The sequence below is a fragment of the Sedimentitalea sp. genome (assembly GCF_039973035.1).
Taxonomy (GTDB): Bacteria; Pseudomonadota; Alphaproteobacteria; order Rhodobacterales; family Rhodobacteraceae; genus Sedimentitalea.
Map to the genome: position 1 here is coordinate 1 of NZ_JBDWLR010000075.1, position 23,369 is coordinate 23,369.

General features: G+C 57.3%; 21 protein-coding genes and 3 pseudogenes. 5 read left to right on the top strand and 19 right to left on the bottom strand.

Features of this window, described 5'->3' with window-relative positions; translation table 11 throughout:
• The 12 genes from ABJO75_RS17665 to ABJO75_RS17720 form a co-directional block, all read right to left on the bottom strand.
• A partial coding sequence (locus tag ABJO75_RS17665; RefSeq protein WP_348126588.1) for a hypothetical protein occupies nucleotides 1-193 on the bottom strand: 193 nt, incomplete at its 3' end.
• Between the two features lie 90 nt (nucleotides 194-283).
• Nucleotides 284-607 (bottom strand): hypothetical protein, encoded by a 324-nt coding sequence (locus ABJO75_RS17670; protein WP_348126590.1) that lies wholly within the window; start codon nucleotides 605-607, stop codon nucleotides 284-286.
• 279 nt (nucleotides 608-886) lie between these two features.
• Nucleotides 887-5,335 (bottom strand): ATP-binding protein, encoded by a 4,449-nt coding sequence (locus ABJO75_RS17675; RefSeq protein ID WP_348126592.1) that lies wholly within the window; start codon nucleotides 5,333-5,335, stop codon nucleotides 887-889.
• Nucleotides 5,336-5,372: 37 nt separating this feature from the next.
• Nucleotides 5,373-5,819, bottom strand: a complete 447-nt coding sequence (locus ABJO75_RS17680) for a hypothetical protein (RefSeq protein WP_348126594.1) — start codon at nucleotides 5,817-5,819, stop codon at nucleotides 5,373-5,375.
• A gap of 458 nt (nucleotides 5,820-6,277) precedes the next feature.
• Entirely contained in the window at nucleotides 6,278-6,439 is a 162-nt protein-coding gene (locus ABJO75_RS17685; protein ID WP_348126596.1) for a hypothetical protein, read from the bottom strand.
• 111 nt (nucleotides 6,440-6,550) lie between these two features.
• Nucleotides 6,551-7,528, bottom strand: coding sequence for an ornithine cyclodeaminase family protein (locus ABJO75_RS17690; protein WP_348126598.1), 978 nt, complete (start codon nucleotides 7,526-7,528; stop codon nucleotides 6,551-6,553).
• Nucleotides 7,525-8,379 (bottom strand): alpha/beta hydrolase, encoded by an 855-nt coding sequence (locus ABJO75_RS17695; RefSeq protein WP_348126600.1) that lies wholly within the window; start codon nucleotides 8,377-8,379, stop codon nucleotides 7,525-7,527. Before ABJO75_RS17695 ends, ABJO75_RS17690 begins: the two co-directional genes overlap by 4 nt.
• A complete protein-coding gene (locus ABJO75_RS17700) occupies nucleotides 8,376-9,827 on the bottom strand; it encodes a M81 family metallopeptidase (protein WP_348126602.1) in 1,452 nt (483 codons plus the stop codon). The genes ABJO75_RS17695 and ABJO75_RS17700 overlap by 4 nt, the downstream gene beginning before the upstream one ends.
• 2 nt (nucleotides 9,828-9,829) lie before the next feature.
• Nucleotides 9,830-10,384, bottom strand: coding sequence for a TRAP transporter small permease subunit (locus tag ABJO75_RS17705; protein ID WP_348126604.1), 555 nt, complete (start codon nucleotides 10,382-10,384; stop codon nucleotides 9,830-9,832).
• 3 nt (nucleotides 10,385-10,387) lie between these two features.
• Nucleotides 10,388-11,368: a TRAP transporter substrate-binding protein gene (locus ABJO75_RS17710; protein ID WP_348126606.1), complete on the bottom strand. Its 981-nt coding sequence runs from the start codon at nucleotides 11,366-11,368 to the stop codon at nucleotides 10,388-10,390.
• 55 nt (nucleotides 11,369-11,423) lie between these two features.
• The gene (locus ABJO75_RS17715) at nucleotides 11,424-12,743 is read right to left on the bottom strand and encodes a TRAP transporter large permease (protein ID WP_348126608.1); all 1,320 of its coding nucleotides are present in this window, start codon (nucleotides 12,741-12,743) and stop codon (nucleotides 11,424-11,426) included.
• A complete protein-coding gene (locus ABJO75_RS17720) occupies nucleotides 12,707-13,840 on the bottom strand; it encodes an FAD-dependent oxidoreductase (RefSeq protein ID WP_348126610.1) in 1,134 nt (377 codons plus the stop codon). The genes ABJO75_RS17715 and ABJO75_RS17720 overlap by 37 nt, the downstream gene beginning before the upstream one ends.
• 118 nt (nucleotides 13,841-13,958) lie before the next feature.
• Here ABJO75_RS17720 and ABJO75_RS17725 point away from each other — a divergent pair, with 118 nt between their 5' ends.
• Together ABJO75_RS17725 and ABJO75_RS17730 are read left to right on the top strand one after the other, a co-directional pair.
• On the top strand, nucleotides 13,959-14,558 hold the full coding sequence (locus ABJO75_RS17725; RefSeq protein ID WP_348126612.1) for a cupin domain-containing protein: 600 nt from the start codon (nucleotides 13,959-13,961) through the stop codon (nucleotides 14,556-14,558).
• A gap of 163 nt (nucleotides 14,559-14,721) precedes the next feature.
• Nucleotides 14,722-15,150, top strand: a complete 429-nt coding sequence (locus ABJO75_RS17730; protein WP_348126614.1) for a transposase — start codon at nucleotides 14,722-14,724, stop codon at nucleotides 15,148-15,150.
• Here the strand turns inward: ABJO75_RS17730 and ABJO75_RS17735 are convergent.
• The 5 genes and pseudogenes from ABJO75_RS17735 to yghU form a co-directional block, all read right to left on the bottom strand.
• Nucleotides 15,038-15,729 (bottom strand): annotated as a pseudogene (locus tag ABJO75_RS17735) (IS6 family transposase). The gene ABJO75_RS17730 and the pseudogene ABJO75_RS17735 sit on opposite strands and share 113 nt — an antisense overlap.
• A gap of 13 nt (nucleotides 15,730-15,742) precedes the next feature.
• Entirely contained in the window at nucleotides 15,743-16,000 is a 258-nt protein-coding gene (locus tag ABJO75_RS17740) for a transposase (RefSeq protein ID WP_348126616.1), read from the bottom strand.
• A gap of 164 nt (nucleotides 16,001-16,164) precedes the next feature.
• Complete coding sequence (locus tag ABJO75_RS17745) at nucleotides 16,165-17,397, bottom strand: YbfB/YjiJ family MFS transporter (protein ID WP_348126618.1); 1,233 nt, start codon at nucleotides 17,395-17,397, stop codon at nucleotides 16,165-16,167.
• A gap of 123 nt (nucleotides 17,398-17,520) precedes the next feature.
• Entirely contained in the window at nucleotides 17,521-18,198 is a 678-nt protein-coding gene (locus ABJO75_RS17750; RefSeq protein ID WP_348126620.1) for a glutathione S-transferase family protein, read from the bottom strand.
• A gap of 32 nt (nucleotides 18,199-18,230) precedes the next feature.
• A complete protein-coding gene (gene yghU, locus ABJO75_RS17755; protein ID WP_348126622.1) occupies nucleotides 18,231-19,094 on the bottom strand; it encodes a glutathione-dependent disulfide-bond oxidoreductase in 864 nt (287 codons plus the stop codon).
• Between the two features lie 369 nt (nucleotides 19,095-19,463).
• Between yghU and ABJO75_RS17760 the strand changes: the two are divergent.
• Nucleotides 19,464-20,482, top strand: a pseudogene (locus ABJO75_RS17760) (IS5 family transposase).
• Nucleotides 20,483-20,543: 61 nt separating this feature from the next.
• Nucleotides 20,544-20,819, top strand: coding sequence for a hypothetical protein (locus tag ABJO75_RS17765; protein ID WP_348133043.1), 276 nt, complete (start codon nucleotides 20,544-20,546; stop codon nucleotides 20,817-20,819).
• Between the two features lie 21 nt (nucleotides 20,820-20,840).
• Here ABJO75_RS17765 and ABJO75_RS17770 read toward each other — a convergent pair.
• Nucleotides 20,841-21,556 (bottom strand): annotated as a pseudogene (locus ABJO75_RS17770) (IS6 family transposase).
• A gap of 190 nt (nucleotides 21,557-21,746) precedes the next feature.
• Nucleotides 21,747-22,655, bottom strand: a complete 909-nt coding sequence (locus ABJO75_RS17775; RefSeq protein WP_348133046.1) for a phosphotransferase family protein — start codon at nucleotides 22,653-22,655, stop codon at nucleotides 21,747-21,749.
• A 90-nt stretch (nucleotides 22,656-22,745) separates the two neighbouring features.
• Between ABJO75_RS17775 and ABJO75_RS17780 the strand changes: the two genes are divergently transcribed.
• On the top strand, nucleotides 22,746-23,369 hold the full coding sequence (locus ABJO75_RS17780) for a class I SAM-dependent methyltransferase (RefSeq protein ID WP_348133049.1): 624 nt from the start codon (nucleotides 22,746-22,748) through the stop codon (nucleotides 23,367-23,369).

Genomic DNA, 23,369 nt, shown 5'->3' on the forward strand with positions numbered 1-23,369 from the left:
GATTGGAACCTCGCTTGCGGAATTCATCAGGGCCAGTGGAGGCAATGCCAAAACATAAACAGGCCGGACAGACGACAGTACTGACGAAAATGACCGCGCATATCACCAGAAAACACTTGCAATGCAGGAGCCACCCACAGAAGATCTTCAGCTGTCGACCCAATGCTGCTTTCCAGCGCACAGAAGCGGTCATTCATACACCGTGCAGCAATCTCAAATGTCGAGCGTCAGCCTTGCGGACAGCGCTGACCTTCGTTGTATAACAAGGCACTCTGTGCGCTTCTCAATCAATCAAAGCCTTAACCAAAAGGGTCGCAGCCGCCGCCAAGTAAATACTATCTCCATTTACGACGTAAACTTCGTTGCGACCAGGGTTCGGAAGGCCGCGTGTTCGCCAGTCTTTGACAACGATCACATCCTGCTTGCGGAAACGGTGACCAACTGCATGCCGATGGCTCTTCTGTTTCACCACCTTCACTTTGGAGCCTTTGCCATAGGTGACTTGCTTTGCAACGCCCCTTTCCGCCATGGCAGTCATCGGCACGGCAGCGGCTACTGCAGTCGCCAAGACTAAAGCCGTCGCGCATCGTTTGATCGGGCTCTGCATTGGGTCCATCCTCGTTGTTACCTGACTATTCCACGTTTGCCCGATAGATATCCGTCGCAGAAACTTTGAGAGGATTTGCGATCGGCCGCGTTAGGGTGATCGTTCTTAGAGGTCGGACCCACCGCGCCCCGCAAAACTGACAGGGTATGGGGCCAATCCGCCTCCAATTTGATCCCTGCAACACGGTCCATTCCAACGATACTCGGACATGAAAATGGCTGCTTAGTGAACATTGCGCTGCTGCGAGAAGCGTGGTCACCCTTGTCCTTAACGGGCGTCCTACTGCCAATGCGTCAACACAGTCGATACACGATCGTAGATTGCATCCGCGCTGCCATCCAGACCTGCATCTGACAATGCACCTGACACGCTTGAGATCTCTTCCATGACATTCTTTCGGGACAAACTTCCTAGGCCCCGGGCATACTGATGCAAGACTCGGCTGAGCGTATGGCCACGCGCAGCGATGACTAGCGGTGTCAACCTGCTCAATTCGACCGTTTCAGGCAGCATGGCAAGGGCGCGATCGGCCATTTCTGGCAAGGCATGGGTTGGCGCGGAGTTAAGCAGATCAGGCAGAGAACTCAAATACGCTTCTGGCGCAGTTGTTCGGAGGTTTTCGGCGAGCGCAGGTATGTCCTCGGTAATGAAAAAGGGCAAAAAGGGCGCAAGATTGGGTTTCACCACATTCGGCCATTGGGCACGCCACAGCGAATAAATTTGAAGGGCTTCGGTGCGGGTTTTCGACTTTAGAGCCTTCGTTAACTCTTTGCAGGAAAGATCGGCGAGGGCTTCGCCGTCCAACTGAGTCTTAACGCGGTCAAAGACCGGGCCTGTTGCAGCCATGAAAACAGCCTTGACGATGATTTCTCGGTGGAACTCAGGCGCGTCATAATCCAGCAACGCATGCAGCTGTACTGAGCTGAGGTAAGGTCCGCACATTTGGGCCATCGTAGAGACCTGTTTTGCCAGCAAGCTGTGCGCATGTGGGCTGTCAGGATCGTGCACTTCCGGATCATCGGGCTGATTGGATTCGCGTAGGTAGGCACACAGGAAATCCGCGTGTCTTGTCGCCGCCTCCGCCGGGAGGTTTTTCATGGCGCCATTCCATTCCTGCCATTCGCTCCAGGCTTCTTCATCTTCATTCATGGCGATCCGGCGGATATTTTTGGCGAACCGCTCGGTTTCCTGCATCAGCTCCGCTGCGGCCAGATCATTACCAAGGGCGTAATGCCGGGGCAGGTCGTAGATCCCACGCACCGTCATCCAGCTATCAGGCAGAACAATATGAATGTGGCTTTGGAAGATATCCCGCAGTTTGCGGCTGAGGTTGAGTGCATTCTGAGTATCTGTCCGTTCCAAATAGGCTTTGATCTTGTCACGCGCATCTAACTGCCTACCGACATAGGCTTTGTCCAACAGATCCGCGACGACGAACTCGGACTTGTTTGGTGGATAGTCAAAAAACAGATTCAGAATCTGGTAGCGCTGGTTCTTGGTCATTGCCGGAGCGAGGGCGAGGACAGGCTCTGTGGCAAAAGACCCTATGTTTTCGAGAATATGGGCCCTCCACGCGGTCAATCTCGCTTGCATAAAAGATTGCCGCTCGCCTGCCGGCAACGATTTGAGTATCTCAACCTCGGCACTGCTTGCCCGGTGTTCCAAATCGTTATTTGCCAAGCAATCCAACGCGGCCTTGGCGTCTTCGTCGTTTAGATGTGGCCCGAGGCTCTTCAAGCAAGACAGGCAGGCATCCTGCGTGAATGACGAAGCCTCAGCAAAGGCGAGATGCGTTTTTTCACCGGATAAGTGTCCGGACAGAGTCTTGATCAGCAACGCCAGATCATCCCCCGTAGAGACCCGCGTCGCCACGCGAAGAGCCACTTCGATCGAGTTTTCATCGAGATATGGCGCTAGGGCTTCCAAGGTTTCCTGTCGCTCTTGGACATATCCGTATCTGGACAACGCATGTAGACTGACGCGAATGATGTCGGGTCGGTCAGATTCAGGCAAAAGGCACAGGCACTGGGCGCTTTCAAGAACCGGCAACGTCGTCGCCAGGTTTACTGCCTCGCGGCTCAAGCGGTTCTTCAGATCCCCGTCCGTCAACTGCGCAAGGATCGACAGTGCTTCGACCTGCTCAATCGTTTCACGCTCCGGTCGATCGCTTGAATAGCGCAGCGCGACCGGATCTTCCTGATCAAGAACTGTCAACGCCTCGTCAATGTAGGTTTGCCGGTTTGCACCGGACCCGTGCAGCGCCAGTTTGCTGTAGCATTGAAAGGCCATGGTCGGATTGAGAGTTGTTTGCACCAGATCAGAGATCGCCGCCTCAGAATAGGCGTCGGCTGCACCGGAGAGTTTCAATACCGCTAAGGCGTAGTGAGTGCGCACCTCCTGTTCGCATTGGTGTCGCAGTTCATCTTCGCACAGGTGCTGATCATAGCCGTATTCGGGATCCGTCTTGAGCTCTATAAGGCGATCCACATCCTCGGTATATCGTGTTGCGGTCAGGGCAGCGATCTCTGCAATTGCGGGTCCGCGAACCTCTGCTCGCAATGGGGAGAGGGCGTTTTGTACATCCTTCCAGTCTATTTGAGTATGGTCGGTGGCGCGCACATTGCGCAGCGCTTCTTGTGCCAGCGTCTGCTGAGTTTCTGCATCAAGAACATCGGCGATTTCACGAAAGGCCAACGCGCGTTCGTGCAGATTGCTGCCCTTCTTGGCCAAGGCGAGGAGGTCTTGCTGGCGGTCTTCGTAAAACTGTGGTGCGAGTGCGGCGACCAAATTAAAAATTTGCGTTGGCGTCAGCGTTGCAAACGCCGCATCAAAGGTGCGGTTTCGGGCATCAGAGCGGAGTACGGGGATCAGTCCCAAGAACGCCGACTGTCGGGCCGATGCAGCGCCTAGGCACAGAGCGAACTCAAGCGCTTCCCTCTGCAGATCAGCAGGTAGAAATGGTGCAAGATCTGCGATGGCGTTGCCCTGATCTGTTTCGTCCGCGAATGCGGTGATCGAGGCAAAAGCTTCTTCTAGCACGATCCTTTGACGGTTGTCAGGTAGCGCCTCTGCCACGGCGGCGATGCACTTGAGCCGCGCGGCTGGATCGCGTCGTTCTGCGAAATGCAACGCAGACCCGACGGCGAGCGCGTCATGCTCCAACGCCTTGGCCAACAGAGCAGGGGGAATGCCAGAACTCAGGCTTTGAATGGAACTTGAAATCAGCGCACCGCCAAGGATGTCGGCCCACAGCACCGACTGGTCCCCTGTTCCTGCCGCGCCCATCGCATTGATTAGGGCATGTGTTGCAATTTCAACGTCGTTGGAGAGGCCCAGATATCCTTCGCCCTGCCGGTCCGCCTCCCATGCGGTGCGCCAGGTTGGTGACAGGAGGTCCCGATAGTCAGCGACATCAGCCCCGACAACCTGCAGATGTTGGGCATGAAACTGTAACAGGTAATGCGGCATGTCGTCCGCGCGCATGTCGCCGTTCGCCAGTTCAGTGATTTTTGCCCGGCCCCAGTCGACGAAAACCCCTTCGGCCCGGTCCACATTGTCGGACCCGCCGAAGTACTCGTCGCGGATGTAGTTGCGTAGCTTTGGATGGCCGAGCGCATAGCCCAGATCGTTGCCATCGCCAACAATGAAACGTTCCAGCGGAATCATCGTGTCCTTGGCAATCAGATGGCGTTCTTCGGTCAGACGTTCGACAAGGGCGGCGAGGTCGCGCAGAGGTAGGGGGCCGATGGCGCAGGCAAGAATGACGAGGATTGCCTTGATGATCCGTTCATCGAAGGACGCGCCGGTGTCTTGATATATCCCGCCCTGTTTCTTGAGCCAACGCTCGAAGTAGGGACCAAACCCGGCATCACTGTCGGACAGATGCGGTCGCCCGCTCTCACCATCCTTGAACCATTGACGCAGGTCCGCCACATAGAAGGTCAGCAAGAGCGGATCCCCGGCGGTCAACCGGTCGAGGTCCGCTACAAGTTTTGTGTCCTGTGCAAACGGCGCAAGCTGCGGGTCGGTTTGGCGCAGAACATCGGCAATGCCCGTTGGGTTGAGCGGCGGAATGCGCATCGCCATAACAGAAGCGTCGGAGTCGTCCCATTCCAGTCGCCGCAACCAGCCGGTTTCGTCCTGATCTCCGGCGAGGATGCGCGCAGAAACCAGAACCCGCAGACAGGAGCCAGTGCATTCAGGAAGGAAACCTGCATCAAACTGCCAACCAGTGGCCTCGTCCAGACCATCGACGACGATCAGGCAGGGCTTTCCACGATCTTCCAGAGCCTCGAGATACTCGGCGAGCTTTTCCTTATAGAATTCCGCGGGATCAGAGGATGCTGTAGGCAGGGTTTCCCCCAGCAGGTAGGCAAGTCGAGCGGCGAAGGCTTGAAAGAACACTGACGGGCGGCTGGTCTGATAGCGGATGCTGATTGGAACAAAAGCAAGCGGGACTGCATTGTCCAGTTGTTCCAACCAGCGTACAAGCAAGGCAGTTTTTCCTCGCCCGGCTTCCGCGGCAACAAGTAAGTGACTGGGCGCGTCGGGGTTCTCAAACCACGCGTTGAGCGCATCCAGTTCGGTGCTGCGGCCGCCGAAGGCCACGGGCAACCGTTCAGAACCAAGATACCCGTCGACGAATTGCTTGATTCGACGGCGAAAGCTGGCCGGAACCGTGTCCACGCCAAAATGGACATGAATGTCGCGGCCGTGAAAACTTCCCACATCGACAACGGGCCCTGCCGCACGGCCCGCGTCGCGATCAGTTTTTTTGGCGTATGTTAGTGGCCTTGAAATCGCCGGCCAAAGTCACACTTTCCGCCTTCAATACGGTTCCGCGTGTTTCGATATTGTCGAGTTCAAGAGAGCCTGCGGCCTCCAGCTTGCCAAAGTCAAACAGCGCTTGCGCTTGCGGATCGTCCTTCATGTCGGTCAGGGCCGCCAGCAGCGTCTTGGTCAGGTCTGCAAGATCCGTGTCCTGTGCCGCATTGTCTTTGATGAGGCGCTTTTCAAGAACCTGCTGTTCCAAGTCCGACTCTGGGTCTTCTTCGAGAGCTTCAACGGCGGCGCCGGCTTTCTTGTAGCGATCCGAGATAAATGTCTTTAGCGCCGTGTACGCGTCTTTCACGACAGTGCCGCCCAAATCCTTGCCTGCCGCAATTGCGCCAGCGGACAAAGCGGCCACCAATCCCGGAATCAGCGTTTCCATCAATGTCTCCCGCAATTGCTCTGCATCTACCATGGCGAGAAGAACCTTACGGCGCAACGATTTTTGGGATGGACCTAGTGCTGGGACTGCTCTTGACGGGCTCAGATATTGAACTCTTCTCGTAGAGAAATGTACCGCATAGTCCGAACTGGGTAAGTCAAAACGCAGCGATGTGTTCGAATATCCGCGATGCGAGAGCCTCAGCGCAATGCTTGATCCAGCGGTCAAGGTCAGTTCTGGGCCGTTGTTGATGGCGTATCGTGTGGCTGAGCACGAATTTTCTGACCAGCGGCGTTGTTGCAGGGATCGGTCCAGTTTCTGCGGCTTTGCTGATTGCGGAAATGCCGAAACTCGGTCGAATGACGGCTGGCGAGGCCGCAGCCATGACCGGTCTCGCGCCAATTCCACCTGACAGTGGCACTATGCGGGGAAAAAGAGCTATCGCGGGTGGGCGGCAGTCACTCCGGCAGTTGCTGTTCCAGGCTGCCCTCGCAGCCGCCCGTCACAATCCGGTTCTGACGCCAGTAGCCAAACGTTTGAAAAAAACGTGGCAAGCCGCACACGCTCGTCATTATCGCTATCGCACGAAGGTTGATCACAATCGCAATTGCGATCATCAAATCAGGCAACCCTTGGCGACTTCAGCTCAGGGAATAGACACAGTTACTAGAGCTATTGGAGGGCGAGTTTACCGGCTCATCGGTGCGAACTGAAGACCAGCCTGAGAGCACCTAGAAATTGATATGCTGCCCAATCTGCAATTTTGCGGCCTGGTCGGCGATCAGTTGCGCCGCCGCCAGATCCTGCGCCGCCACACCCAGTGACCGGTAAACGGTCTGCTGGTCTGCTTCCGTGCGGCCATCGATTTCAGCTTTCAGCACCTTACCGATTTCGCCCTTGAGTTGATTTTCCGAGAAGCGTCCCGCCGTAATCAGATCGATGATTTCACCCGCCTGCGCGAGCGTGGAGGGCAGGTAGTCAATCCAGATCGAACTCTGCAACACAAAATCATCGTCAACTTCGCGCATGGTCGGGATCGAGGACCCGACGACGTTGACATGGCATCCGCTCGGCAGCCAGCGGTGTTCGAGAATGGGCGTTGGCGAGGCCGTGACCGTGCAAATGATGTCAGCTTCGGCTACGGTCGCCTTGACGTCGCTGCCGGAGGCAAATGTGATTCGCGAATGGCTTTTGAGCGCCGCCTCACAAAAAGCGGCGGCCTTGTGTGGGTCGCGCCCGGCGACATGTACATGAGTGATAGGTCGTACCGCGCAGATCGCTTCAAGATGATGTTCAGCCTGCTCGCCATAGCCGATGATCGCAAGGCGGGTTGCGTCGGTTCTGGCCAAAGCACGTGTCGCGACCCCGCTGGCGGCCGCCGTTCGAATGGCGGTCAGCCGGCTGGCGTCCATCATTGCCACGGGCGCACCGGTGGCGGGTTCGAACAGGAGGTAGGCCCCGCGATGCGACGACAGCCCCCGTGCCGAGTTGCCGGGAAAGAGGCTGATCAGCTTGATCCCGAAACAGTCGGGGTCCGACATTGCGCCCGGCATGATGCCCATCCGGTTGTCGCCACCCACCGGCATGACGCTGCGCAGGGGCATTTCCGCGCCGCCTGACGACACGGTGATCATGGCCTGTTCAACAGCTTTGATAGCCTCGTGCATTGGCAACAGGCGGGCGACATCGTCGTTTGACAGGATGATCACAGCGCGCGCTCTGGTTCGGCACCCCAATCGTGACCTGTGGAGGGCGCGAGACCCATAACTTGTTCCAGCAACGCGGTGTATTCAGTGGGTCGCGCGATATACGGGAAATGGCCGCCAGTCAGAAATCGATAGGCGGCGGTCGGGTGCAGCCGGGCACGCACCGCCGCGCGCATTTCTGACGGGATCAGCGGGTCGTCATCGGCCTGAATGGTGAAGATTTGCTCGGCAGGAAGCCCGGGCTCGGGCAGTTCCGGCCCGGTCTTTAACGCGTTCAAACGATTGCGCAACTCCATCTCTGGGATGCGCCCACCAACTTCCATCAGCAACAGATCGACAAGATCGCTTTGGCCCGGATGGTCGTTACGCCATTGGTTCAATCCATTGCCGAACCCTGAGCGCAGATCATCAATGGGGGCTGTGTGCAGATCAAGCGCATAGGGCATTCTTTTGTCCATGCCGACCACCGAATGCAGCGTATTGGCCGCGATCAGCCGCTCAAACCGATCAGGTGCCTGACTGACGACGTATTGCGCCAGATAACCACCGAGGGACGAGCCGAGAACAGTTGCGGTTTTCAGACCCAGATGATCCATCAACGCCAGAATATCGCTGGCCCAATCCATCACTCCTCCGGTTTCGGGATAGGATGTGGTCACGATGCGCATACGATCCGACAGGGCCGAGATCTGCTGCCAGAAGATGTCGCACCGGCCCAATGTTCCGGGGATCAGGATCAATGCGGGACCAGACCCGATATCGAGATATCCCCAGTCGCGCCCATTCAGCGTGATCCGCTGTTCCGGGTGTTTCTCTGCGAATTGGTCACGATCGGAAATCAGGGCGTTGGTCATGCGAATGGGTCCTTGACGGCGGGCCAATAGGTCTTGGCACGTTTGGTATAGGGAATATTGGCGAAATCGGGCGTGATCGCCCCCGGTGTTGCGACCGGAATGACCCGTGCCGCGATGGGGTTGAACCCGGCCTGATAGTGGTTGGACGATTTCACGCAGACATACCTGCGTTGGGATAGATTGATGCCGAGTTGTTCAAACGCCTCGGGGTGGAACGTCTGGGTGCGCACATCGTTGATGACGATATCGATGCCATTTGCCTCGACCCACACGGCCTCGCCAATGGGGGCGGGCAGAGTGCCAAACCTCTGCGTTAGACCTGATGCACATTTCCTGACCGTCACGAACAGATCCAGTGGATCGCCTGACATGGGGCCGTGTTTGCCGCCCAGTCGTAGTGGCAGCGTCGCCCCGTCACCGGCTTCGCGGCAGATGCGTACGGCGCCGGGATCATAGAACAGGCCAGTGGCGACCGAGGTCATGCCCCGGTCGATCATGGCGCGCAGCAGGAAAGTCGCGTCGGATGGCGCTCCGCCACCTGCATTGTCAGACATGTCGGCCAGCACAATCGGCCCCTTGGGTTCGGCTTGTGCCATGTCGAGCGCGCGCTCGATGTCGGGGATATCGGTATTCAACACTTCGCGAAGGGCATAAAGTTTCCTGCCCAATTCATTTGCGACAATCGCGGCCTGATCGCTGTCGCCATCGCAGATCGCCAGGGCGCGGGCACCTGTGCGCGGATGATCGCCCCATGGAAATCCATGCGCAATCGACAGGGACAGGATGCCGTTCTGACCCTCGCGCGCGGACATCTGATCGACAAATTCGCGCATTGGGCCGGATGGCGTCGGCAGCGCAAGTATCATCCGGCAATCCCAGTCGCGCATCACAGGCTGTGTTTTGCCTTCGGCAGCATCGGCGCTGAGGCGGAACAGGTCTTCTGCGCGCTCGGGAATATCAATATGGGGGTACTCCTTGAACGCCACCAGCAAACTGGCCTTGTCGAGCATCAGGTCGGTCAGGTGGCAATGCGGATCCAGCAGGCCGCCGATCACGGCATCCGGAGCGATGTCGCGACAGGCCGCGATCAGGTCGCCTTCGCAATCGTCATAGCCGTCCGCGATCATGGCCCCGTGCAGGGCGAGCAGGATCACATCGGCTCCACCGGCACGCTTGAGATCGCCTATGACTTCGCCACGGAAGCCTTCGTAGACCGATTTGACTGTCAGCCCTGCGGGTTGAGCGTGGGCCGAAAGGGATTCCACCACATCCCACCCCAGGGTCTCGGCCTTGTTACGCCAAATGTGAAGCGGCCCAGTCCAGTATTGGACGGGATCCTGAGTGGCGTCGCCATGATGAATAGAGCCTTCCTGAAAACTCAGCATCCCTGTGGGCAGGGGGGAAAACGAATTGGTTTCGGTACTCAGACCGGCGATGAACAGTCGCATATTTAGACCTTTGTCGGGGAAATCGGATCGGAGAGGGGTGTCTTGACCGGATTGGTCAGACGCATCAGGGTGCCGGCGATCATGTGCAGAACGATGATCACAAAGGCCAGTGGCACGGCAGAGGTGAACCAAATCATGGGCACATCGAGCATCTCGGCCTGCCGGTTCAGGCTGCGCCCCAGAAACCCGCGCGCGGGGTTCATCCGGGCATCAAAGATCGAATACCAGATCACTGGCGTGGCAAACAGAATCACACCAGTGGCCCGGATCAGCGACAGCAGGGCTCCCGTGCACCCTGCAATATTGCGCATGTTCGGAAATAGCGTGGGGTCTGCATTGGCGCGAAAAGCACAGGATGCGCCCAGCATACCCGCCCAAACCATCGCCCGGCGGGCCAGTTCTTCCGTCCAGATTGGCGGCGCTTCCAGCAGATAGCGTGCGATCACTTGCCAACCGGCCGCGCCAAGCATCGCCAGCACGGCAAGAACCGCGCCCCAGAGCGCGATCCTGTTGATGGCTGCCGATATCTGGTCGAGATGGATGGCAAGTGCACGCATGGATCAGTTGCCCTTTGCAGTTTCCCATTCGGCGATCTGATCGGCTGTAAGCGGGCCGTTCTCATAGGCCGGGCCAGACGCAGCGCGGAATTCTTCACGTGCTGTATCGTCAAGGCGTTCGATCTGCACGCCAGCCTCTTCCAGCTTGCCCAGCACCGCGTCCTGCGATTTCAACCATTCGCGGTTGGCCGCATTGGCCTCGCCAACAGCCGCATCAACGGTGGTGCGTTCGTCATCACTGAGGCCCTGATACCAGTCCTCGGATGCGATCACGATCCGCAGTGACGGCGAAACTGCCGCATCGGTGTAGAATTTGATGAAATCGGTGTGACCGAACAACAGGGGCACAAACGCCGGGTTGAGATATCCGTCGGCCACCCCCGTCTGCAACGCATTGGGCACTTCGGCCCAGCTGACAATGGTGCCGTCGGCGCCCCATGCCTGATAGAGTTCGATCTGGCTTTCATCCAGCGCTCGCATCCGCAGGCCGGCCATGTCGGCGACTGATTTCACCGGTTTCTTGGTGTTGAAGATGCCCGAGGCCTGACCGACTGTATCCACAGCCAGAACCCGCACGCCTTCGGGGGCTGTGGCCGCGTTGATCTTGGCCAGCATTCCGCCAGCGTTCAGCGCCTTGTCGACCTGCGCCATGTCCTCAAAGAAATAGGGCAGGCGTAGGCCAAAGATCGTCTTGTCGATCGATCCCACGATGTTCAGCGGCGACATGCTGACCTCAAGCAAGCCCTGGCTGACCTGATCAAACAATTCGTCGTCGCCGCCCAACGCGCCGCGCTGAAATTCTTCGGCGTCCACGCCGTTGGCCTTAAGGTATTCGGCGAAGGCATGCGCCCAGACATAGCTGCCTGATCCTTCCAGATCCGGCGGGCTGTCTAATGCGATCTTGACCTGTGCCTGACCGGCCTGTGACGCAAAGGCCAGCGCTGCGGCCATCAATGCGCCCTTGAACAAGCTGCGTTTCTTCATTTTTTGATCCTCCGTGTTGTCAGTTTATTCTATCACGTCTTGGTCTTTGGTGGATTTAGCCTCCCGCCAGGCCAAAGGCTTGCGGCAGGGCAAGGCTGATTTGTGGAAAGGCTATCAACAGGGCCAGCACGGCAATCTCTGCAAGCACGAAGGGCATCACCGCCGCTGCGAGTTTCCAATAGTTGACGCGGGTCACTGCGGATACCACCAGCAGGCACCCCCCCATCGGCGGCGAAATCAACCCGATGCACAGATTGAAACACAACACGATCCCCAGATGAACTGGGTCGGACCCCTGTGCGATGGCGACGGGCGCCATCAGCGGTACCAGCAGGGCGAGCGCAACCGGTATGTCCAAGACCATTCCCGCGAAGATGAATATCACGTTGATGACAAGCATGTACCCGACCGGGCCCAGACCCAGAGAGGTGACCAGATCCGAAATCGCTTCGGGAATACGTTCCAGCGCACCAAGGTGCCCCAGGGCCGAAACCGCGCAGATGATGATGAAGATTGAACCGGACAGCATCGCGGTGCGTTGCAATCCCTCGACAATCGAGGCGCGCGTCAGCCCTTCGTAGAACCACCCAGCCAAAAGGGCGACAAAGACCGCGACGCCCGCAGCTTCGGTCGGGGTCATCCAGCCAAACACGATGCCGCCAAGAATGATGATGGGCAACGACAGAGCAGGCAATGACCGAACGATTGTCGGCAACAGCGGCGGCATGTCTTCGCGTGAAACGCGGGGATGATCCTGACGCCAGGCATAGGTCGCGTTGAGCCCGATCAACGCCGCAGCCAGTAACAGGCCTGGAACGATCCCCGCCAAGAAAAGCGCCGTGACGGATGTGCCCATCAGCGCGCCGTAAAAGATCAGGATGATCGACGGCGGCACGATCGGTCCAATGACCGAAGAGGCCGCTGTAATGGCGCTAGCATAGGTCAGGGAATAACCGCGCTTTGTCATTTCCGGGACCAGCGTGTTGCTTAGTGCGGCGGCGTCGGCGACGGCAGAGCCAGAAATCCCGGCGAAGAACACTGAGGTCAGCACATTCACATGCCCCAATCCACCGCGCAGTCGCCCGATCAGCGCCATCGACAGGTTGATCAAAGCGCCGGTAATGCCACCTCGGTTCATCAATTCACCAGCAAGGATGAAAAGCGGCATGGCCATGAGTGCAAAGACATCGATCTTCGAGAATATCTGCTGCGGTAAGATCGCGAGGTATCGCGCGTTGTCGGTGGCAACAAAGGCGAGCACGGCCGAACCGCCAATCACATAGGCAATTGCCAGACCCGAGGCCAAGAGGACCGCGGCGACGACCGGGACGAAGGCAATCACGCGGCGTGCTTTCTGGCAGGATGGGACAGGCATTGCACCGTGACCCCTTGATCCGCGATGTCACCGGGGATGTCCTGGCTGCGCACCAGCGCCGCAGCCGTGCGTGCCAATGCGGGCGCAGATTGAATGCCATATCCACCCTGGCCGACCAGCCAGAAAAACCCAGTCGCATCGGGATCGAAATCTGCCATCGGCGTACAGTCGGGCAAAAAGCTGCGAAGGCCAGCCCATTTGTTCTCGATGCGCCGAACCTGCAAGTCAAAGGCCCGTTCGATCCGGTCAATACAGATTGCAACGTCCATTTCGTCTGGCTGTGCATCGCACGGGGGCGAGGGTGTCGCATCAGCTGGCGAAATCAACAGCTTTCCCGCGTCGGGCTTGAGATAGAACTGTTCGTCCACATCCACGACCATTGACCAGTCGTTGACCTGAGCGCCATCCGGTCCCTGAACTACTAGAGCCGTGCGCCGTTTCGGGGTGAGACCGACAGCCTTTAACCCAGCGAGCTGCGCCAATTGATCGCCCCAGGCACCGGCGGCGTTGACCACGATGGGCGCATTGAATGTTCCTGCGGTGGTCTCGACCTGCCAGTTGCCAGAATGCGCCATACCGGTGACTTCGGCCTTTGTCACGAGCGCCGCGCCAAGTGATCGCAGCAGCTTGAGATAATGTTGATGCAGCCCGTACACATCAATATCGGCCGCGCTGTCATCCCAAAGACCTGCGTTTGCATATCCGGCGCGCAGTAGCGGATGCCGAGATGTCACTTCGTTTGCGGTCAGGCGGGTGGCCGCGCCCTTGAGCTCCGTTTCCAAGGACATGAGCGTATCCGCTTGATCGTCGCGGGCGATGAACAACGCTCCGCGGCTTTGCAGCAGCGGATGTTCCAGAAATGGGCTTTCGGTAGTATGAAAGAAGTCGCCAGAGGCGCGGGTCAGGGCACGGATGACAGGTGGTCCATAGCTTTGGGTATAGACCGCCGCCGATCGCCCGGTGGTATGATACCCCGGATGGGTTTCACGCTCGAGCAAGACAACCCGGTAGTGGGCGGCCAGTTCAGCAGCAACCGACGCCCCCGCGATGCCCGCGCCAATGACGACACAATCTGCAGCGGTGTTTTTTTCCGTCATGTTCGCTCGGGCTCCGGTTTCGCAATACGTAACACGATTTTCCAATCGGAAAAAGAAGAAATTTTCCAATCGGAAAAATGATCTTGGCGGAAGGATGGATCGAGCCTATGCTTGGGTCATGACAAACGCCCAAAATCCAGACAGTCAACGCCGTGATTTTGGGCGGCGTATACGCCACTTGCGCCAGGACAAAGGCTGGACCCTTGCGGATCTGTGCCACCGATCCGGCCTGGCGATCTCGACCATTTCAAAGGCCGAGCGTGGGATCATTGCGCTTACATACGATCGTCTGGCGCTGTTGGCCGTGGGGCTGGACGTCGACATGTCGGCCTTCTTCACCGACACCGGCGAGGTGTTCGAGCCTGGCAATTTTGTGATCGCCCGCAAAGGTGAATTCGAACGTCAGGAAACAAAAAATTACGTTTACGACATGCTGTTTCCCGAAGTCTGGAACAAATCCATGCAGCCCATGATAGGCACGTTAAAAGCCCGCGAATTGCATCAGTTCGAAGACTTCGTCCGTCATCCAGGGCAAGAGTTTCTGACCGTTCTCGAAGGCGCAGTCACCGTACACCTTGAGGGGCGTGAACCAGTTTATCTGAATGTTGGTGACAGTGTCTATTTCGATAGCGCGGTCGGACATCTTTACGCGTCAGACGGCGACAAGGACGCACGCATTCTGGTAGTCTGCAACAGCGTCCGGCGCCCGGACACTTGACCCCGCCCCGGAGTTATGCCGGAGCGGCACATTAGAAAATCCACGGGTTTGAAACTCAGCTCACCACTTGGGTCACAGGGTGATCTTGCCGATCATTGGACTTGTTGCATAGATCGGCGGTTGACCGGTACGGAAGCGGTCTGTTCCCATCAGGACGTTGTGAATGCCGCACAAGTTCAACGCAACTCGCCGGGTCAAGATTCCCAAACAAAAGCACCGGGTGACCAATTGGGCTGAATACAACGAGAGTTTGAGGCGGTACGGGGACCTGACGGTTTGGATGAGTGATGCGGTGTTGGGCCTGTGGTCGGCGGCGCGCCTAACGACGCTTGGCGAGCAGCCCCGCTACTCGGATCTGACGATTGAACTTTGTTTGACCTTGGGCATGGTTTTTAAGCAACCGCTTCGCCAGACTCAAGGGTTCATGCGGGATTGCCAACTTGTTTTCGCCCATTTGAGAGGGGCGAGACCTCTGCCTGTCAGGCGGACATTTCGGCAGCATAGCCTCTCCAGAGGTCGAAAGCATCGGACCTGGCGTGCCGGTATAAGATGGCGGAGAGTTGATGGCGTCGTGGGCGAAAAACGATATTGATCTGATCATGTGTTGCCAGAAATCTCTGTGCCTGTCGGGGCGACTTGAACCGCCCCATCAACTTCTCACGTTTTCGTGTTGGCATGTGTGATCCTTCGATCCGGTGCTCAAGCCCTTGTGCGCGCGATGAGTTGCGCCCGGTGCCAGGTCCCGGATCGGTCTGAAATAGCTGCGCAACTTGCCCGTGATGACGACACGGGGTTCACCAAACCGGTCGATCAGCCTTGCCAGAAAACGTCTCGCAGCCTTGGCGTTGCGCTGTGGCTGAACGAGAATATCGAGCACGTCGCCGTTCGCGTCGACCGCCCGCCAGAGCCAGTATTTTCTGCCGCTGATTGGGATGACGACGTCATCCAGGTGCCATTTGTCGACCGCGGCGGGTCTGTCGCGCCGGATGCAATCGGCAAAGTGGCGGCCAAAGCGATTCACCCAATTCCGGATCGTTTCCCGGCTGACCATCACACCCCGATCGGCGAGAAGATCCTCGACATCCGCCGTGCTGAGCGCGAAACGATGGTAGACCCAGACGACATATGCAACGATTTCACGAGGGAAACGGTAGCCTTTTAGGCGCGGCATGGAGGATGGTAATTCATACCCAACGCCTAACCAAGCGCTGCACCGCAAACAAGTTGGCAATCCCCATCAAGCCTTCGGTCTGGCGATACGCCTGCCTAAACACCATGCGCAGCGTCAAACACATCTCAAGCGCAAGCTCCGAATAGACAGGCTGGCCACCAAGTGTCGTGCGAGGTGGGGCCATCCATACCGCAAGCGCGTCATCACTGATCCAAACTGTCAGATCACCACGCCGCCGCAGGCTTTCGTCGTACTCTGCGCAGTTGCTCACCCGGCGCTTTTGCTTCGGGATCTTGTCGCGACGATCAGTGTTGAACTTTGTGCGGCATTTACAGCACCCTTAAGAGAACAGCCCGCAACCAATATCAGCCGACAGAGCCTTCGTGCAACAACGCCTCCTTCGCCTACTTCTTCCGCATGCTCGTGATCGCCAAATCAGTCGATCACGTTTGGGGGACGGATAGCCATAATCATTCCAATTGCAAGAACGGAAGCTGCTGCTGAAACAGTATAGCTCAGTGAGAAATTTCCCAACATCTCGGCCAAGACACCGGCAATGACCGGGCCTACAGCCTGTCCTGCCGAGAAAAATAGCGTCAAGACGGCCAAGGCGCCCGCGGCCCCATTAGCCCCAAAATAATCACCTGCTGATGCGGACATGATGACTGGAATGCTCCACGCGGAGATGCCAAACAATATCACTGAAAGATATAGACCAAAGCCCGAAGTTCCAAATCCGACAAGACCAAAAGAGAGCGACAGAACACCAAAGGCCACGAGCATTCCGGCCCTGCGTCCGATCCTGTCAGAGAGCGCCCCAAACAACAGGCCCGAAAAGATGCTTAGAAATCCGAACCATGACCACAAGACACCGGCCTGCGCTTCGGTCATGCCATAGCTGTCGACCATGCTGGTAACGATAAACGTCACATATAGCATGTAGGTCGCACCGTAGATGCTAAAGATGACCCCGAGATGTGCCAAAAGTTTGAATTTGGCCGATCGGGTAAGAGGCAATGACGCGACGCCCGCCTGGGTCGCGGCGCGACCAAAAGGGCGCAGGCCGCTATCGCCTGGTGTGTTGCGGATAAGAACAAAAGCAACAAGCGACACCACTGCTGTGAGCGCGCCAAAGATCAGCCACCCCACCTGCCACGCGGCGATTGTGTCAAACGGGATCAATCTGGGCACAGCGTAGCCACTCAGGATGATGCCAAAGCCCGGGCCTGCCATCACCATGCCTGACGACAAACCGCGATGGGAGGGCGCGAACCATTTGGCCATAACGCTCATCGAGGGTAGAACCACCGCGCCGCTGCTGAGCCCAGTGACAAAGTAAAACGCCGTCAACCAGAAAAAGCTGTGAGTGACGGCCATCGCCAACATCGACAGTGCCATGACGAGCAAGCTCAAGGTGACCGTGATGCGCGTGCCGATCTTGGTTAAGAAGTAAGGAACCAAAGGCACCGAGATCAGATATCCGGTCAGATTCCCAAAGCCCAGCATCCCGGCTTGACTGTAGTTCAGGCCCAAATCCTGCGAGATTGAAGGGAGCATCATCCCAAAGGCAAAGCGACCCAACCCAAGACCACACAGCACGGAAAGCCCGCAAATCACGGCGACGGTCCAAGCGTAATGGACCTGCAAAGGCCTGCCAGTGCTGCGCATGATCATGTCTTTTCGTAAAGGAGGGCTGCGCCTTGGCACCGTCACCCGAAATTGGCTGAGTTCACAGCATAAACGCCGTGTAGAAGGTCCGCCCCAAGAGTTTCCCCTTGCGACGGAGATATGTCACGTATTCACATAGTTGCTTGGAAACAATGCGCGCAGCGAGGCTTCGTCACCGGGCGTTTTAAATGTCTCGCCCTTGCCGATTTGCTGAGCTTTTTCAACGGCAGGACGTGCGTTGATCGCCTTGAACCAGCGCGCGACTTCGGGAAACTTCTCCAGACCTTCACCGCCCAGCACACGTTCGCCCCGGATGGCCCAACCCCATGCAGAAATGTCGGCAATGGAATAGCTGTTACCCACGATGAAGTCGCGGCCTTTCAGGTGGTCATTCAGCACCTGATAGTGACGCTCTGCTTCGCGCGCAAAACGGTTCTTGGCATAGGACAGGTCTTCGGGTGCGCTGTGGTGGAAATGAACGCTTTGACCTGAAAACGGTCCCAAACCAGAAGCGATGAACATCAGCCACGACAGCAAGGCACCCCGCTCTTCGGGTGCGACGCCCAACTTGCCTGTCTTGTCAGATAGATAAAGCAGGATCGCCGTACTGTCGAAGACGCACGTGCCGTTGTCATCAATCGCAGGCACTTTGCCATTGGGGTTGATGGCGCGGAATTCCGGCGTGTGTTGTACGCCTTCGGCCGTGTCGACCGGCACCATTTCATAAGGCAGATCGGTTTCTGCCAAAAACAAAGCGACCTTTAGTGGGTTTGGTGTTGGGTGATAGTAAAATTTCAACATATCGTATCCTGTTATCTTGAGAAAAGCGTGCGTTAGTCAGCCGCAGAAGCGACTTTGTCTTGGGTTCGCGTCTCGAAGTCTGAGGCATCGTGGCGCTCGTGGAGTTGCTCGTTTAGCGGGCCGCGGATGCGGTTCACGATGCGACCACGTTTCACGGCAGGACGGGCAAGAATTTCTTCGGCCCAGCGGCGCAGGTTCGTGTAACTCTCCACATCAAGGAACTCGCCGGCGTCATAGGCTTCGCCCAAGACCAGATTGCCATACCACGGCCACGTCAGCATATCCGCAATGGTATAGTCGTCACCGCCAAGATAACGGTGTTCCGCTAGCTCACGGTCCAGCACATCCATCTGGCGTTTTGTTTCCATCGTGAAGCGGTTGATCGGATATTCGAACTTCTCTGGCGCATAGGCATAGAAGTGACCGAAGCCGCCCCCCAGATAAGGTGCAGAACCCTGCAACCAGAACACCCAGTTCATTATCTCGGTGCGCGGCCCGAGAGCGGTTGGCAAAAACGCCCCAAATTTCTCGGCCAGATACAGCAAGATAGAGCCGCTTTCGAATACACGCATGCCTGTGTCGCGATCCAACAACGCCGGAATTTTGGAGTTCGGGTTTAGCGCTACGAAACCAGAGGAAAACTGGTCACCTTGGCCAATTCTGATCAGATAAGCGTCATATTCCGCGCCCGTCTTGCCAAGCGCCAGAAGCTCTTCCAGCATGATCGTGACCTTCTGACCATTTGGCGTGCCCATCGAATAGAGCTGAAGTGGATGCTTCCCAATAGGCAGCTCAGCGTCAAAGGCTGCACCAGCAATCGGACGGTTGACCTTGGCCCAATCGCCGCCGCTTCCGGCATCCCATGTCCAGACTTTAGGGGGGATATAGTCAGCCACTGCGTGTCTTCCTTTCAATTGGGTTGAGTGCAGGTATGTCCGCAATCGGGTGTGCCTAACGCAGGTCATGCGCGTTTTGGTCCAGGTGTTCGTTGCATTGAAACGCAGCACATATTTTCACCGGCTTCGGTATAATCACGTTTAAAACAGTCAGAGAGATGGATGGTGGCCCATCTTCCAGATTTCCCTTCTCCTCATATGCAGTATTGAGCAATCACTCAAATGGCAAGAGCCCAATCAAAGATTTGTGATGTCAGGGCGGCTGGAAATAGCGCGCTATTCAGTCGGGTGGGGCAATTAAAGGGCCTTATTGCAGGGATCGCAGTACCGCTGATATCGTTGCGGTTTGTACCGTTCAGCATGTTGTGAATGCCGCACAAGTTCAACGCCAGTCGACGAGAGAAGATCCCCAAGCAACGGCATCGGGTGACCAACTGGGCCGATTATACCGAAGGCCTGCGGCGGCGCGGTGATCTGACTGTCTGGATCAGCGAAGAGACACTTGCCCTGTGGTCGGCTCCACGCCGAACGTCGCGTGGCGGACAGCCGCACTACTCGGATCTGGCGATTGAGCTTTGCTTGACGCTGGGCTTGGTCTTCAAGCAGGCGCTGCGTCAAACCCAAGGCTTGATGCGCTCTATTGCGCGGCTGCTGGGGGTTGAGATTGCAGTGCCGGATGTTTCCACCCTATCGCGCCGGGGCAATGGGCTGACGTTGCGCCCAAAGCCGAAGTCCAAGTGCGACAAACCAGTGCAACTGGTTGTGGCCAGCACCGGGTTAAAGATTTTCGGTGAAGGCGCCCTCCCGGCAGCATGCTGCGCATGCGCCTGCCGGGTAAGAAATGGCTAGAGGAGAAGCATCAAACCAAGCGCAAACGGCGCTCTTGGCGCAAGCTGCACCTTGGCCTTGATCTTGTCAGCGGGGAGATCGTCTGCTCTGATCTCACCAAGGACGACGTCGGCGATCCGACGGCGCTGCCAGATCTCCTGGATCAAGTCGACAGTCCGGTTGATCGGTTCCTTGCAGACGGCGCTTACGACGGTGAACCAACATCTGATTTGCTTGCCGCTCGGTTCGGAACGTTGATCGAGGTGACGATCCCACCTCCCAGAAACGCGATCCTGAGCCCCAATGCGGCCAAAGATCCGACGGCACGTGACTGCCAGATCGCCGAGATCGCCGCCGACGGGCGGATGGCCTGGCAGAAAGCCACTGGCTACAATCAACGCAGCCGAGGTGAAACCCTGATGGGTCGTTGGAAGACCGTCATCGGGGCCAAGCTCAAGGCGCGCGGATTCGAAAATCAGAAGACAGAGGCCGGGATTGGTGTCCGCGCCCTTAACCGGATGACCGGAATTGGCCGCCCAAATTTCGAACGTGCCGCCTGAATTCCGTCTCGGGTAGGGCGCGTTCCGACTTCTTCATCCTCCCTGCAACAAAGCGGTCATGATGTCGGAAGACATCGATGAAGCGCGAGAACTGGTGGAACGGAAAGAAATGATCCGCGGGATCGAACAGAACCTTGAACGCAAACACCTCATACGACTTCGTCAGGGTCTGTCCGCATCAATCGAAACCAGCGCGATCCATATCGACCTGTTGCGATCGTTGAAGATGCTCAACAAGGCTTTTGCCATGATCGCGTACCCTCTCCTGAAGGAGCAAGGAGAACTCCTCGATAGCCGACTTGCCAACGGCACCGTAAACTTAACTGACCTGGGCTAATGAATTCTCCGCACCCGGAAGCTATATTGCTCTAACCTGTGCGATTTCGCGCCAAGTTTGCGTCGCAAGTGATCTCATTTCACGGAAGTCGGTGGATGTCATTTTGTGGCGAGGAAGTTGGAACAAGTTGGCGATCGGATCGTGGATAGAAAGAACTCCTTGCAACTGCCCCGGGGATTTGAACCGCTTCATCGCCCACTCTCGCTGCCGCGTCGGCTGATGAGAGTTCTCGGCTCGATTATTCAGCCCCTTGTGCGATCGGTGTTCGACACCGGGCATGACCTCTCGTTTGTCGCACCGTACGACCGCAATTTATCGGTGATCATGACACGCGGCGCCGATCCTTGTCGCTTCAGAAGTTTGCGCATCGGGCGCTTGGCCGTCTTTGTATTGCGGCAGCTTTGCACCAGAACATCCAAAACGAAACCGTTCTGATCGACAGCGCGCCACAGCCAGTGCTTCTTGCCGCGCGTCGTGATCACGACCTCATCGAGATGCCACTTGCCAGCGAACTGGCCCGCCGATCTGCGGCGGATGCCGGCGGCATATTGACGACCAAATTTCTCGGCCCACGTCCGAATTGTCTGATGCGAAACGATTATGCCGCGCTCGGCCAGCAGATCCTCGACCATGTGCAAACTGAGTGGGAATTTGACATACAGCCAGACAGCCTGAGCGATCACATCTGACGGGAAACGATGGCGGTGATAAAGCGTAGAGGGGCTAGATTTGATCATGCCTCCCCTTCGCATATCAACAGGACCGGTGCATTAAGTTTACGGTGCCCGTTGAACTTGTGCGGCATTCACAACATCCTGATGAGAACAAACCGCGTCAGTATCAACCAACCGCCGATCTATGCAACAAGGCTAGCAGGTAGGTACCGTCCGTTCAAATCAGGCGCACCCAAAAAGGCAATCTGTTCCGCTATGAGCCGCTCAGCACCTTCAGCTGGCGCATAAATTCCGGGGTCGCCATCAGCGCGTTGCAACGGGCAAAGCGACTGTCGGCATAGGCGCGAAAATCCCCAGCCGAGTTGTTGTTAGCTAACTGGATCAACCCCCAAAGTGTCCAAAGCAGATCGCACATGGCCTTGTATATCACCATACGCGCGTGCTCCTGCGCTGGTGGCTCGCCGCCGAAATAGGCCGTCAACATCTCAGAATCCTGCGTGTCGTCAAATTCGCCTTCAACAGAAAGATCGCCCAAATCCCACATCGGATCGTTCATACCCGAGTATTCCCAGTCGACAACCCACATGCGATCGGCGGTATCCAAGAAGTTCTCGCACAAAGGGTCACAGTGGCAGGCAACAGTCGGTACCGGATTGCGATCCAATGCCTGGCGGACCGCGTTCGCCTCTTTCACGACATCGTGGTATCCCGCTGGCAACGCCACGGCTTTGGTCGACAGAATGCGCAGATAGTCCTCGATCATCGCAAAGAGCTCGAATTTGGCCGGGAATTTTGCTCCTGATCGATGAAGACGCGCCAAAGCCTCACCAGCGCGGGCAGGAGAGCCTGCACGGTTTCGGAAGCCTTCGGGCGTCATTGTTGCGGCGTTCGCGACAAAGCGCGTGACCATGACCCCAGTGTCAGGGTCAGCATAAACCACTTCGGGACCGACCGCCGCTCGCGCCGCCTCTTTCGCCGCTGCTGCCTCATTTGCGCGGTCAATATACTCTTCGGTGCCATCTCCAGGCAGGCGTAAGACGTATTGACCGGCCTGAAACACGATATTTGTCAGCCCCCCCATGCGGATCAATGGGCCTGTCTCCCCCGTCACGTTTGGGATCTTTGCAAGCGCATCACGAGCCCGGTTTTCTTCCGTCAGCATTGAACCCATCCTTGTTCCGGTCACAATCAGCTTCAAGACTTCCACATCTGACGAGGCTTGGCTAGCATAGGCTAACCGGGGGATTGAACGATGAAGAATCAAGAACATAGTGGGCCGCTGGCTGAGGTCTACAACGCGCAGAGCCCACAGGAAATCGCGGCGCACTATGACGCTTGGGCCGGGGCCTATGACAAGGATATGTCGCAGGCGGGCTATCGCCATCCCTCCGTTGCGGTGGCGCTGCTGGCGCGACACCTTCAGACTGGCGCGGCCCCGATTCTGGATGCGGGGGCCGGCACCGGGCTAGTCGGGGCATGGCTTGGTATCCTCGGCTATCCTACGGTCGATGGCGTTGACATCAGCAAAGGTATGCTGGAGGTCGCGGCGGCAAAAGGAGGATATCGGAACCTGCATTGTTTGGCTCTGGGGAACGATCTTCCGTTCAACGACGGCGCATATCAAGGCGTTATCTCAACCGGTGTTTTCACAACCGGGCATGTAGGCACCGAAGCGTTGCCAGAGCTTGCACGGATCACGGCCAGCGGCGGCACTCTGGTGATCACTGTAAAGGAAACCCTCTGGATCAAGAACTTTGCCGCAGCGGTTGCTGACGATGACAAGCTAGCGCTGATTGCCATGACAGAGCCCTACGTCTCCATGCCAGAAGATGCCGCGACGGCGCCAAGCCGGGCGGTGGTCTTGCAACGCGCCTGA